This is a genomic window from Lelliottia sp. F153, from assembly GCF_002870005.1.
GTDB classification, from domain to species: Bacteria; Pseudomonadota; Gammaproteobacteria; order Enterobacterales; family Enterobacteriaceae; genus Enterobacter; species Enterobacter nimipressuralis.
Genome location: NZ_PKFT01000002.1, coordinates 19624 through 32700, shown reverse-complemented (window position 1 = coordinate 32700; position 13077 = coordinate 19624). Strand labels below are relative to the sequence as shown.

Sequence of the window (13077 nt, the reverse complement as noted above, 5' to 3'; positions counted from 1 at the left end):
AGGACAGGGTGAGGATAAAACCTCACCCTTTTTACATCCTGAGGTCTTATGTCTGCGTTAATCAGCGATGCCTGGCGTCAACGTTTTGGCGGTACGGCGCGTTTATATGGTGAAAAAGCCCTGCAACTGTTTGCGGATGCGCACGTCTGCGTGGTCGGTATTGGCGGAGTCGGCTCCTGGGCGGCCGAGGCGCTGGCGCGTACCGGCATTGGCGCGATTACTCTTATTGATATGGATGATGTTTGCGTCACCAACACCAACCGTCAGATCCACGCCCTGCGCGATAACGTTGGCCTGGCGAAAGCGGAAGTGATGGCAGAGCGCATCCGCCTGATTAACCCGGAATGTCGCGTCACGGTGATTGATGATTTCGTCACCGCCGATAATGTGGCGCAATACCTGGGCACCGGCTTTAGCTACGTGATTGATGCGATCGACAGCGTGCGTCCGAAAGCGGCCCTGATTGCCTACTGCCGACGCTACAAGATCCCATTAGTGACCACAGGCGGGGCGGGCGGTCAAATCGATCCGACGCAGATCCAGGTGACGGATCTGGCGAAAACCATTCAGGATCCGCTGGCGGCTAAACTGCGTGAAAGGCTGAAAAACGATTTTAACGTGGTGAAAAACAGTAAAGGTAAGCTGGGGGTAGACTGCGTGTTCTCAACTGAAGCGCTGGTCTATCCGCAGGCAGATGGCTCCGTCTGTGCCATGAAAAGCACCGCGGAAGGGCCGAAACGAATGGACTGCGCCTCAGGCTTTGGCGCGGCGACAATGGTCACCGCAACCTTTGGTTTTGTCGCTGTCTCTCACGCCCTGAAGAAAATGATGGCCAAAGCCAACCGTCAGGCCTGAACCTGACGGGCGGCGTTCAGCACCGCTTCGCTCAATGCGGACAGGCCCTGGCTGCGTGAGGCGCTCAGTTGTCCGCGCAGCCCCAGCTCGTCAAACAGCGCCAACGGATCGCCATCCAGCAATTGCCGGGCGCTTTTGCCTTCCACGGCGGTGAGCAGAACTGCCAGTAAACCGCGCACGATCCGCCCTTCGCTGTCGCCAAAGAAATGCAGCTTCTCCCCGGATGTCGTCACACCCAGCCAGACGCGATTTTCGCAGCCTGGAATTTCTTTCGCCTGCGCTTTTAACGCATCAGAAAGTGTGGGGAGTTGCTTGCCCAGTAAAATCAGCTGTCGATATTTATCTTCCCACTGGGTGAGCGGGAGGAACGTCTGTCTCAGCGTCTCTTCAGTGATTACGCTGCCGAAAGGGTGTCCGGCTAAGGATGAGCTCGTCATTAATCCACCAGGAGTTCAAGGGCGCGATCGACGGCCGCCACCAGGGCATGAACGTCGCTTTGCGTGTTGTAGGGGGCAAACGAGGCGCGCAGCGTGCCACTGACGCCGAGTGCTGCAAGCAACGGCTGTGCACAGTGCTGCCCAGCGCGCAGGGCGATACCGTATCCGGCCAGCAGGGTCACCATATCGCTGTGGTGAACACCGGCAAAATCAAACGCCAGCAGGCTGGAATCCTGGACGCGGAACGAGCGGAATCCGGGACGTTTTTTTAACTCTTCTTCTGCAAGTGTGGCCAGCCCACGGCTCCAGCTTTCGGCTTGTTCGACGTCCGTCTCAGCAAGCCACCCCAGCGCGGCGCTCAGCCCTATCACGCCCGCCACGTTTGGCGTACCGGCTTCGAGGCGGTAAGGGAGCTCCTGGGTTTTGAAACCGTCAAAGGTCACTTCGGTGATCATCTTTCCGCCGCCCAGCCACGGAGTCATTTGTGCCAGCAGTTCCGGTTTGCCATACAGCGCGCCGATCCCGGTTGGGGCGTAAAGCTTATGGCCGGAGAAAGCGTAAAAGTCGATATCCAGTTTGCGGACATCCGCCGGGAAATGTACAACGCCCTGCGCGCCGTCGACCATCACAACCATGCCGTGGCGGTGTGCCATTTCAACGGCACGGGCCAGATCCGGGCAACCGCCGGTGACATTCGACATTTGCCCGAGGGCCAGAATTCGGCTGCGCGGGGTGATGAGCTCGGGTAAACGCCCGACATCGGGCAGTAAATCCGCGCCCAACGGCAGTTTTACGATCCGGGTGCCCGTTTGTTCCGCGACCATCAGCCACGGCACTAAATTGGCATGGTGCTCGGCCTCGCTCACGATAATCTCGTCGCCCGGTTGCAGGAGCGGGCGAGCGTAGCACTGGGCGACCATATTGATTGCCTCGGTGGTGCCACGCGTCCAGACGATATTTTTACCGCTTTCGGCGTTCAGCAGACGCGCGACCTGATCGCGGGCAGCTTCATAGCGCGCGGTCAAACGCTGCGCCTCGGCAAACTGGCTGCGATGCACATTCCCGGCGCTCAGGCTGTAGAACTGATTTGTCGCGTCAATCACGGCCTGCGGCTTGAGCGCTGTGGCGGCACTGTCGAGATAAACACCGGCATCGGCCAGCGCCGGAAACTGTGCGCGAAAATGCGCAGGACTGAAAGCGTTCATGGAATTCCTCATATCAATATGGAGATCGTCGCGCAATTTCGGCGGCAGGGCAAGGTTGTTGATCGCTATCGGAATTGTCTGTTTGTCCTGGCAGGTCTTGAGAAGCAGGTTATGCTGAATAGTGTTAGGTGAATGTTTTAGCCTGTTTTAAAACTAGGATTGAATAGCATTAATTGCTAAAGGAGAAAATTATGAACAAGACTGCCGCAATCATTTCTGCCTGTGTATTTACTTTTGCCCTGAGCGCCTGTTCTGGTAACAACTACGTGATGCATACCAATGATGGCCGAACTATCGTCTCTGACGGGAAGCCAAAAACCGATAATGAGACCGGGATGATCTCGTATAAAGATGCGAACGGGAACAAGCAGCAGATCAACCGTACTGACGTGAAAGAGATGGTTGAACTGGATAAGTAACAGATTTTAGACCAAAAAAAAGCACCGCAAATAGGCGGTGCTACATTAATCACTATGGACAGACAGGGTAAATGTACAGGAAGTGAAAAAAGGGTAGCTTCGCTACCGTGATCTGAATTGCAGACCAATTGCAAACACAACAACACAACATCACAACCGTAAGCCAAAAGCCCTTCAGAACACGCATTCCAAAAAAAGCTTTTCGTTCCGGCTCAGGAAGTGCCGCCACTATAGGTATTTGCTGGTAGTTCCTCAACGGACAAATTATAATGGCTCAGATAAAAAAAACTAATAGGTTAAACGTTGTTTCCTATGTGTTAAATACCTTTAACATCTAAGCCTAATACCCATGTCGAAGCGATTACCACCCCTAAATGCATTACGCGTTTTTGATGCTGCAGCACGCCATCTGAGCTTCACGCGCGCGGCCGATGAGCTTTTTGTGACGCAGGCCGCAGTAAGTCATCAAATCAAGTCTCTGGAGGATTTCCTGGGGCTTAAGCTGTTTCGCCGCCGTAACCGCTCCCTGCTTCTGACGGAAGAAGGGCAGAGCTATTTTCAGGATATCAAAGACATTTTTTCCCAGCTCACTGAGGCGACGCGCAAACTGCAGGCGCGAAGCGCTAAAGGTGCGCTGACGGTCAGTTTATTGCCCAGTTTTGCCATTCATTGGCTGGTGCCACGACTCTCTAGCTTTAACTCAGCTTATCCGGGAATCGACGTCAGGATCCAGGCGGTGGACCGTCAGGAAGACAAACTGGCGGACGATGTCGACGTCGCTATTTTTTACGGTCGCGGCAACTGGCCGGGCTTGCGTGTTGAAAAATTATACGCAGAATATCTCCTGCCGGTGTGCTCCCCGCTGCTGCTGACCGGCGACAAAGCGTTGAAAACGCCTGCCGATCTGGCGCAACATACACTTTTACATGATGCTTCTCGCCGCGACTGGCAAACTTATACCCGCCAGTTGGGTCTTAATCATATTAATGTGCAGCATGGCCCCATCTTTAGCCACAGCGCGATGGTGTTACAGGCTGCCATTCACGGACAGGGCGTGGCGTTGGCAAACAACGTGATGGCGCAGTCCGAAATTGAGGCAGGCCGCCTGGTCTGTCCGTTTAATGATGTTCTGGTCAGCAAGAATGCGTTTTATCTGGTTTGTCATGACAGTCAGGCAGAACTGGGTAAAATAGCCGCCTTCCGGCAGTGGATACTGGCGAAGGCGGCACATGAACAAGAAAAATTCCGCTTTCGTTATGAGTAATCATCTCTTTTGTGTGCCGGGCACGCATAACTTTAGGACAGAAACATGACCAGCCGTTTCATGCTGATTTTTGCCGCGGTGAGTGGCTTTATTTTTGTCGCACTGGGCGCGTTCGGCGCGCATGTGTTGAGTAAGACCTTAGGGGTCGTCGAAATGGGCTGGATTCAAACCGGCCTTGAGTATCAGGCATTTCACACGCTGGCTATTTTTGGGCTGGCGGTGGCAATGCAGCGTCGCATTAGCATTTGGTTCTACTGGAGCAGCGTATTCCTCGCACTGGGGACCGTTCTGTTCAGCGGCAGTTTGTACTGCCTCGCACTTTCACATTTGCGCCTTTGGGCGTTTGTTACACCCGTCGGCGGCGTCAGTTTCCTCGCCGGGTGGGTATTGATGTTTATCGGAGCTATCCGTCTGAAACGCAGGGGCGTTGTTCATGAGTAAGGTTGTTTTATATTGTCGCCCGGGGTTTGAGAAAGAGTGCGCCGCGGAAATTACTGACAAAGCGTCACGTCTGGAAGTCTTCGGCTTTGCCCGCGTCAAAGAGCACTCGGGCTACGTGGTGTTCGAATGCTATCAGCCTGACGATGCGGATAAGATCGTTAGCAAGTTACCGTTCAGCTCGTTGATTTTTGCCCGTCAGATGTTTGCCGCGGGCGAACTGCTGACCGATTTGCCGCCAGAAGATCGTATTTCCCCTATCTCTGGCATGCTGCAGGGCGTGGTGGAGAAGGGCGGCGATCTGCGTGTTGAAGTGGCTGACACCAACGAAAGCAAAGAGCTAATGAAGTTTTGCCGCAAGTTCACCGTTCCGCTGCGCGCTGCGCTGCGTGAGGTGGGCGTGCTGACAAACTACGAGACGCCAAAACGTCCGGTGGTGCATGTCTTCTTTATTGCGCCGGGCTGTTGTTACACCGGTTACTCCTACACGACGAACAACTCGCCGTTTTATATGGGTATCCCGCGTCTTAAATTCCCGTCCGATGCGCCAAGCCGTTCTACGCTCAAACTGGAAGAGGCGTTCCACGTCTTTATTCCTGCCGATGAGTGGGATGAGCGCCTGGCGAACGGGATGTATGCCGTGGATCTGGGCGCTTGCCCTGGCGGCTGGACCTATCAGCTGGTCAAACGCAACATGTGGGTTTCGTCTGTCGATAACGGCCCTATGGCGCAAAGCCTGATGGATACCGGGCAGGTGACCTGGCTGCGTGAAGATGGTTTCCGCTATCGCCCGACCCGTAACAACATCACCTGGATGGTGTGCGATATGGTGGAGAAACCGGCGAAAGTGGCCGCGCTGATGGCAACCTGGCTGGTGAACGGCTGGTGTCGCGAGACGATCTTCAACCTTAAGCTGCCGATGAAAAAGCGCTATGAAGAGGTCTCTCAGAATCTGGCGTATATCCAGGAACAGCTGAATGCCCAGGGGATCAATGCTGAAATCCAAGCGCGTCAGCTTTATCACGACCGTGAAGAAGTGACCGTGCACGTCCGCCGCTGGTGGGCTGCCGTGGGTGGACGTCGCGACGAGCGATAACGCCTGTCTGTGTGCCCGGTAGCGCTATGCTTATCGGGCACACTCCAGGTCCTCCGGCAACTTTCTGACCTGAACCTACCGCTCCAGCCGCAACTGCTGCAAATTCCCGTCTAACTGCAAATCCGTCTGTAACCGCGCCACATCCCGGCAGATAAACGCCATCTCTTTATGCGCTTCCAGCTTCTTGCGCCACTTCTCGGGAACATTCTCCAGGTGGGCGTAAATCCCTTCCAGATCCTGAAAATCCGTTAACAGCTGCGCAGCACTTTTGGGGCCAATCCCGGCCACGCCCGGCACTTTCGAGCTGCTGATCCCGGCAAGCCCCCAGTAGTCAGGCAGCTGTTGCGGCGAGACGCCAAATTCACTGGCGATAAAAGGGGCATCGAGCCAGCGCTTTTGAAAGTAATCGCGAATACGAATGGTCGGTGAGAGTAGCTGGCAGTAGCCTTTGTCGGTGGAGACGATGGTGGCCTGATGCCCGGCGCCCGCAACTTTTATCGCCAGCGTCGCAGCCAGGTCGTCGGCTTCGTTGCCATGCGCGCCCCAGCACGGTACACCGCGTGTTTCAAAGGCGGCGCGAATGGCGGGCATTTCGGCGTGGAGATCGTCGGGCATCGGTGCGCGTCCGGCTTTGTAATCCGGTAAACGCTGGTGCCGCCAGCCTGTGTTACGTGCTTCGTCGTCGAAAACGGCCACTGCGTGAGTGGGCTGGCTGTGGCGAATAAGCTGCTCCAGCGCATGCAGGCAAGTGTCCTTGCAGGGTGTGCCTTGCACCGCATGAATACGGCGAATCAGGTTGAGCGCGTCGACAATAAGCAAATGAACAGCCACAGATAATCTCCCTTCTGTTAATGAATAAAGGGTAACACTGTCAGCAGGATGAAACTACGAGAGGCGTGGGAATTGGGAAGGCGCCTCGCAAAAGCGAGGCGCACAGGTTTAATCGCAGGTCACGATTTTCATGGCCAGCCCGCCGCGAGAGGTTTCGCGGTATTTGGCATTCATATCTTTGCCGGTCTCGTACATGGTTTCGATAACCTTATCGAGGCAAACGCGCGGCTCACTGGTACGGCGCAGGGCCATACGCGCGGCGTTCACCGCTTTAACGGAGGCAATCGCGTTACGCTCAATGCACGGTACCTGCACCTGACCAGCAACCGGGTCACAGGTCAGTCCGAGGTTGTGCTCCATGCCGATTTCCGCCGCGATACAGACCTGCGTTGGGCTACCGCCCAGCAGTTCCGTCAGACCCGCTGCCGCCATGGAACAAGCCACGCCGACTTCACCCTGGCAGCCCACTTCAGCGCCAGAGATCGAGGCATTCATCTTATACAGTGAGCCAATCGCGCTGGTGACGAGCAGATAGCGCGCCAGCGAGTTAGCGTTCACTTCACGGATAAACTTATCGTAGTACGCCAGCACCGCCGGAACGATACCGCACGCGCCGTTAGTCGGTGCGGTAACCACACGCCCGCCTGCGGCGTTTTCTTCGTTAACCGCCAGCGCGAACATGTTGATCCAGTCAACGACCGCCATCGGGTCGGTGGTGGTTTTGTCGGTGCTCACCAACATACGGCGCAGCGCCGCAGCACGACGCGGTACGCGCAGTTTGCCCGGCAGCACGCCTTCGGTGGTGATGCCGCGCTCGATACCGCCGCGCATCACATCCCAGACGTTTTTGAAGTGCTGTTCCAGCTCTTCTTTGCTGTGCAACGCCAGCTCATTTTTCATCATCAGACCAGAAAGTGACAAGCCGCTTTCCTGACAATGACGCTGTAAATCCGCCGCATTTTTGTACGGGTAAGGTACCTCAACGGAAGAGTTGCTGGCCTGACCAAAGTGGTCTTCGTCGACGATAAAACCGCCGCCGATGGAGTAATAGGTTTGGCTGTAAATCGCCTTTTCGCCTGCCAGCGCGGTAATACGCATACCGTTCTCGTGCAGGGAGAGGTTGTCGGCATGGAAGTTCATGCACTTATCAACCGGGAACTCGACTTCATGGTCACCGTTTGCCAGCAGCAGGCGGCCATGAGTATTCACGTCCTGAATGAATCCAGGAATTGCGTCAATATCAACGGTGTCCGGCAGATTCCCCGCCAGGCCCATAATAATGGCGATGTCAGTATGGTGGCCTTTACCCGTCAGAGACAGGGAGCCGTAAACATCGACAACCACGCGTGTGACGTCGTGCAGAATGCCGCGTGAAATCAAGTCATCCGTGAATTGTTTACCGGCTTTCATTGGCCCGACAGTATGAGAGCTGGAAGGTCCAATACCGATTTTGAAGATATCGAATACGCTAATCATGATGCGTCCCTTGCTATCAGTCAGAGGAGGAGTGCGCCGTCCGAAGACGGCGCAGGAGGTGTTAGCTGAACAGAGAGAAGAAAATCGCGGAGATGGCAATCAGACCCATAATCACAACGAAGACGTTGCTGATGTGGCCGCTGTATTTACGCATTGCCGGGACTTTCTGAATCGCGTACATCGGCATCAGGAACAGAATCATCGCGATGATTGGACCGCCCAGGGTTTCGATCATGCCGAGGATGCTCGGGTTCATGGTCGCCACAGCCCAGGTCGTCAACAGCATGAACAGTGCAGTGATTTTGTTCAGTTTGTTAACTTCAATGCTTTTGCCTTTACCGCGCAGGGATTTGATCACCATACCGTTAAAGCCTTCACGTGCGCCAAGGTAGTGGCCGAGGAAGGATTTGGTGATAGCGATAATCGCGATGATTGGCGCCATCCAGGCAATCAGCGGTGCGTTAAAGTGGTTAGCCAGGTAAGACAGAATCGAGATGTTCTGTGCTTTCGCAGCTGCCAGATCCGCCGGGGAGAGGCTCAGTACGCAGCTGAACACGAAGAACATCACGGTAATAACCATCATGATGTGAGCGCGAGCCAGGATGCTGGAGCACTTCTTCTCTGCGCCCTGACCGTACTCTTCACGTTTCGCCACAGCGAAAGAGGAGATGATCGGGGAGTGGTTGAAGGAGAAGACCATCACCGGAATCGCCAGCCACAGAGTCATCAACAGGCCGTTACCGGTTGCCGATGCGCTGCTCAGGGAGAGGGTTTCCAGCGCTGCACCGTTCCACTGTGGAACCAGGTAGAAAGCCAGCACCATCAGGGCAATCACGAACGGGAACACCAGAACGCTCATCGCTTTAACGATCATCTGCTCGCCGAAACGAACGATGGTCATCATACCCACGATAAGGATCAGAGACAGAATAGCGCGCGGTGGCGGCGTCATGTGCAGCTGGTGCGTCATGAAGCTTTCAACGGTGTTGGTAATCGCCACGCTGTAAACCAGCAGAATCGGGTAAATCGCGAAGAAGTAGAGCAGGGTAATCAGTTTACCTGCGCCAACGCCGAAGTGCTCTTCAACAACTTCAGTGATGTCTTCGCCTGGGTTTTTACCGGACAGCACGAAACGGGTCAGGCCGCGGTGTGCAAAGTAAGTCATCGGGAAGGCAATGATAGCCATGATGATCAGCGGAATCAGACCGCCAACGCCTGCGTTGATCGGCAGGAACAGGACACCTGCGCCGATTGCTGTACCGTACAGGCCCAGCATCCACATGGTGTCCGTTTTGCGCCATCCACTTCGGGATTCTGTCGAAGCAATGGTGCTGGTTTGAGTGGTTTCCATCTATTTCTCCTGGAGGAAGCAATTAGTCAGGCTTTTTAGTCAATTCCGATGAAAAAGGGCCCGACGGTAATATGAAATTCGTTCAATGACGGTTTTTTTATAATTTTTGCCCGTAACTATTGGCGGGCGGAAAGATACATTTAAGTAATGAATGTATCAGTGATCCTGATCCCAAATGCAATAATCCACTTTTGAAGTGGGCATATTTAGACCAAAAAACTGTTAATAAAACGTCAAAGCGGATTTACGGGCGCGAAGGCTACCATTAACGACATACGGCGTGAAAGATCGGACAGCGAGATACGTGGCTTCCGCTGTAAAGATGGCGATTTTTAGTTTTTTCTTGCAGGTAATTTGGATTAAGGCTGATAAATCACGGTTTGAAAATCAAGGTAATCGTTTGCGTTCGCGTCGGAAATGTAAATAAGATAAGTAATGCCTATGTTTTATCAGAAGAAATGAAAAAGCCGGGCAGTGCCCGGCTTAAATTGAGTGAAAGCAACTGACGGTCAGGCGCAAATCTCATAACAGGGGATATAGGCCGAGCCGGGCAGCTTCATACGGTGCTGGGCGACAAAGCCCTGCAGCAGATCGTCCATGCGGCGCATCATCTGGCTGTCGCCGTGGATTTTGTACGGACCGAACTCTTCAATGGCGCGAATGCCTACCTCTTTCACGTTACCGGCCACGATGCCGGAGAACGCACGACGCAGATCCGCGGCCAGCACTTCAACGGGCTGATCCGGATACAGTTTCAGGTTTGCCATATTCTCGTGGGACGGTTCGAACGGCTTCTGAAGGTCTGGCGCGATGCGGATCGACCAGTTAAAGCTGTACGCATCGCCCGTATCACGGCGGTTCTCTTTGACCAGCGGCATCGCCTTTTTCATCTGACGCGCCACTTCTGCCGCATCGTCAATGATAATGCGGTAGTGGCTACGCGCCGCTTCGCCCAGGGTGTGCACGATAAACTCATCCAGCACGCGGAAGTAATCGGCGCTCTCTTTTGGCCCGGTCAGGATCAGCGGCAAGACCTGATTTTTATTCGCCGGATTCATCAGAATACCCAGCAGATAAAGCAGCTCTTCCGCCGTTCCGACGCCGCCCGGGAAGATAATGATCCCGTGTGCGATACGCACGAAGGCTTCGAGACGTTTCTCGATATCCGGCATGATGATCAGCTCATTCACCAGCGGGTTCGGTGGCTCGGCCGCGATAATGGAAGGCTCCGTCATACCAATGAAACGGCCTTCTTTATAGCGCTGCTGCGCGTGGCCGACCGCTGCGCCTTTCATTGGCGCTTCCATCGCGCCAGGACCACAACCGGTGCAGATATTCAGTTCGCGCAGGCCGAGCTGGGTGCCTACGCGGCGTGCGTAGAGGTATTCAGTTTCGTTAATAGAGTGGCCGCCCCAGCAGACAACCATGTTAGGTGCCTCGCCAACGTGCAGGGCGCGAGCATTACGCAGAATGGAAAAGACCAGGTTGGTCATGTGTGCCGAGCTTTCCAGATTAAGGTGCTGGAAGCGCCCGGCATTGTGAATTTGTCCGTTAACAAACAGGATGTCGCGCAACACGGCGAACAGGTTGGCCTGCAGAGAGCGAATGATCCGCCCATCAACAAAGGCCTCTTCCGGCGGATTTATCACTTCAAGCTTCACGCCACGCTCGCGGCGCAACACGTTGATATCAAAGCTTTCAAAGCGAGACAGCAACTCTTTACTGTTATCTGTCAGACTTCCGGAGTTCAGAACGGCAAGTGAACAGTTGCGAAACAGTTGATACAGGTCACTGCTGGCCGTGCGTTTAAGCATGTCCACTTCCAGCTGCGACAACATATCCATTGAGCCAAGCGGGCTAATATGTGTAATCAAGTGAGCTCCTTACGGGATAAAGATCTTCTTTCCCTGTTGATTACAATAGCCCTGGCTTATGACGTTTCACAACCTTAGACGCGGAATACAGCCCGCATATTTCACAAATTTACTGACGAACCAGGCGTCCGGTGGCCGGAACAAAGTCAGTATTGGTGCGCCACGGGTTAATGTCCAGCCCGCCGCGACGGGTGTAACGGGCGTATACGCTCAGTTTCTCCGGCTGGCAGAAGCGCTGGATATCATTGAAGATGCGCTCGACGCACTGCTCGTGAAACTCGTTGTGATGGCGGAACGACACCAGATAACGCAGCAGTTTTTCACGGTCAATTTTCGGGCCGCGATACTGAATTTGCACTGAGCCCCAGTCAGGCTGGTGGGTGATTAGACAGTTGGATTTCAGCAGATGGCTGACCAGCGTCTCTTCAACGACTTTTTCGCCCGCCGCGTTTTGCAGATAATCGGTACTGAATTCGTAGCTCTCAATCTCGATCTCCTGATCGTCAATGCAGGTGCCGTGGAAATGCGCCACCGGCTGACCTTCCAGCTCATTCAGACGATACAGCGCCACGGTCACGTCACCCTGCGCGCAGGCACTCAGATCGCGCGCCAGTGTGCGCTGCACCTCCTCCCAGGAGTCAAAACGTGTCTGGTTAAAGCTGTTGAGATAGAGCTTAAAGCTTTTGGACTCCACCAGATTCACGCTGGCGTAATCCAGCTCAACGTGGCCCACGGCGACCTGCGGCAAACCGCGCGCGTTGAGCCAGGAGAGTTCGTAAAGCGTCCAGATATCACCGCCGACAAACGGCAGTGCATTCGCGGACAGCCCAAGTGGATCGCGGTTTAGACTGCGTGGAACGCCCTGTAGCAGGGTGGCGTCATAGGTATCGCGGTAATCAGTGGTTTTGCCCAGCGTTAAGCCTGATAACGCCTGATGATTTTCGTAAGACATGTTTCATTGTCACTTTGCAGGTAAACTATAGGCACAAGTTTATCCTGTCTTACGTGAAGAGAGAAATCGGTGGATATTGAGACTGCAAGTGCCCTGACGGCGTTCACGACGCGCTACTGCGATGCATGGCATCAACAGCATGACACATGGCCGCAAAGTGAAGAGTTATACGGCGTGCCGTCACCGTGCATTATTACGACGCTCGACGATAAAATCATCTGGCAGCCACAGCCCTTCACGGAACAGCAGAATGTAAATGCGGTTGAGCGCGCCATGGACATTGTGGTACAACCAGCCGTTCATGCGTTTTACACCACACAGTTTGCCGGGGATATGCGCGCCCGTTTCGGCAATCAAACGATGACGCTGCTACAGACCTGGAGCGAAGAGGATTTCCAGCGAGTTCAGGAGAACTTGATTGGACATCTGGTGACGCAAAAACGCCTGAAGCTTGCACCGACGCTGTTTATCGCGACGCTCCACAGCGAACTGGATGTGATCGCTGTTGCTAACCTGAACGGCGAAGTGATCAAAGAGACGCTCGGCACCCGCAAACGCGATGTTCTCGCCCCCTCACTTGCGGAATTCCTTAATCAGCTCGACCCCGTTTTGTAATCCGTTATGCTACAGACTTTGTGAGAGATCTCTTACAAGGCTTGTGAGAGATCGCCGTCATATAACCGCATGACGTAATCAGTTATTCATTTAATAACGATTTATTTCATATGGTTAGGTTGTAAATGCCGCGTTGTCATCGCAACAATGATAACGGTAAGCCTGATTAGGTGGGTTGTAAGACGAAGCGTAATAGGGGATTCTATATCCCGTCGACAGGATGACGACACGAGAAACGAACATCAGGATGATGACGTTACTCAC

The 13077-nt window shown here is 54.2% G+C and carries 13 protein-coding genes; 6 read left to right on the top strand and 7 right to left on the bottom strand.

Annotated elements, in window-relative coordinates; all coding sequences use genetic code 11:
* The first annotated feature begins 48 nt into the window (after positions 1–48).
* Positions 49–855, top strand: a complete 807-nt coding sequence (tcdA, locus tag F153LOC_RS07295) for a tRNA cyclic N6-threonylcarbamoyladenosine(37) synthase TcdA (RefSeq protein ID WP_102104664.1) — start codon at positions 49–51, stop codon at positions 853–855.
* Here the strand turns inward: tcdA and csdE are convergent.
* Both csdE and csdA read right to left on the bottom strand, forming a co-directional pair.
* A complete protein-coding gene (gene csdE / locus F153LOC_RS07290) occupies positions 846–1292 on the bottom strand; it encodes a cysteine desulfurase sulfur acceptor subunit CsdE (protein ID WP_100779099.1) in 447 nt (148 codons plus the stop codon). The genes tcdA and csdE overlap by 10 nt on opposite strands.
* On the bottom strand, positions 1292–2497 hold the full coding sequence (gene csdA, locus F153LOC_RS07285) for a cysteine desulfurase CsdA (RefSeq protein ID WP_102104663.1): 1206 nt from the start codon (positions 2495–2497) through the stop codon (positions 1292–1294). Before csdA ends, csdE begins: the two co-directional genes overlap by 1 nt.
* Positions 2498–2688: 191 nt before the next feature.
* On the opposite strand from csdA, the gene F153LOC_RS07280 reads away from it, so the two are divergent.
* From F153LOC_RS07280 to rlmM, 4 genes are all read left to right on the top strand, one after another.
* The gene (locus F153LOC_RS07280) at positions 2689–2916 is read left to right on the top strand and encodes a YgdI/YgdR family lipoprotein (RefSeq protein ID WP_100779101.1); all 228 of its coding nucleotides are present in this window, start codon (positions 2689–2691) and stop codon (positions 2914–2916) included.
* A gap of 349 nt (positions 2917–3265) precedes the next feature.
* Positions 3266–4180: a glycine cleavage system transcriptional regulator GcvA gene (gcvA, locus tag F153LOC_RS07275; RefSeq protein WP_095283191.1), complete on the top strand. Its 915-nt coding sequence runs from the start codon at positions 3266–3268 to the stop codon at positions 4178–4180.
* Positions 4181–4225: 45 nt separating this feature from the next.
* The gene (locus tag F153LOC_RS07270; RefSeq protein ID WP_100779102.1) at positions 4226–4621 is read left to right on the top strand and encodes a DUF423 domain-containing protein; all 396 of its coding nucleotides are present in this window, start codon (positions 4226–4228) and stop codon (positions 4619–4621) included.
* Positions 4614–5714, top strand: coding sequence for a 23S rRNA (cytidine(2498)-2'-O)-methyltransferase RlmM (gene rlmM / locus F153LOC_RS07265; RefSeq protein WP_100779103.1), 1101 nt, complete (start codon positions 4614–4616; stop codon positions 5712–5714). The genes F153LOC_RS07270 and rlmM overlap by 8 nt, the downstream gene beginning before the upstream one ends.
* A 75-nt stretch (positions 5715–5789) precedes the next feature.
* Here rlmM and xni read toward each other — a convergent pair whose 3' ends face one another.
* The 5 genes from xni to queF all read right to left on the bottom strand — a co-directional run bounded on the left by xni (position 5790) and on the right by queF (position 12198).
* Complete coding sequence (gene xni / locus F153LOC_RS07260; protein WP_102104662.1) at positions 5790–6545, bottom strand: flap endonuclease Xni; 756 nt, start codon at positions 6543–6545, stop codon at positions 5790–5792.
* A gap of 108 nt (positions 6546–6653) precedes the next feature.
* Positions 6654–8021 carry an L-serine ammonia-lyase gene (locus F153LOC_RS07255; protein ID WP_102104661.1) on the bottom strand — a complete coding sequence of 456 codons (1368 nt, stop codon included), beginning with the start codon at positions 8019–8021 and terminating at the stop codon, positions 6654–6656.
* 61 nt (positions 8022–8082) lie between these two features.
* The gene (locus F153LOC_RS07250) at positions 8083–9372 is read right to left on the bottom strand and encodes an HAAAP family serine/threonine permease (protein WP_100779106.1); all 1290 of its coding nucleotides are present in this window, start codon (positions 9370–9372) and stop codon (positions 8083–8085) included.
* A 509-nt stretch (positions 9373–9881) separates the two neighbouring features.
* Positions 9882–11246, bottom strand: a complete 1365-nt coding sequence (gene ppnN / locus F153LOC_RS07245; protein ID WP_102104660.1) for a nucleotide 5'-monophosphate nucleosidase PpnN — start codon at positions 11244–11246, stop codon at positions 9882–9884.
* 109 nt (positions 11247–11355) lie between these two features.
* Entirely contained in the window at positions 11356–12198 is an 843-nt protein-coding gene (gene queF / locus F153LOC_RS07240; protein WP_102104659.1) for an NADPH-dependent 7-cyano-7-deazaguanine reductase QueF, read from the bottom strand.
* 69 nt (positions 12199–12267) lie between these two features.
* Between queF and syd the strand changes: the two genes are divergently transcribed.
* The gene (syd, locus tag F153LOC_RS07235) at positions 12268–12813 is read left to right on the top strand and encodes a SecY-interacting protein (protein ID WP_102104658.1); all 546 of its coding nucleotides are present in this window, start codon (positions 12268–12270) and stop codon (positions 12811–12813) included.
* Positions 12814–13077 lie beyond the last annotated feature (264 nt).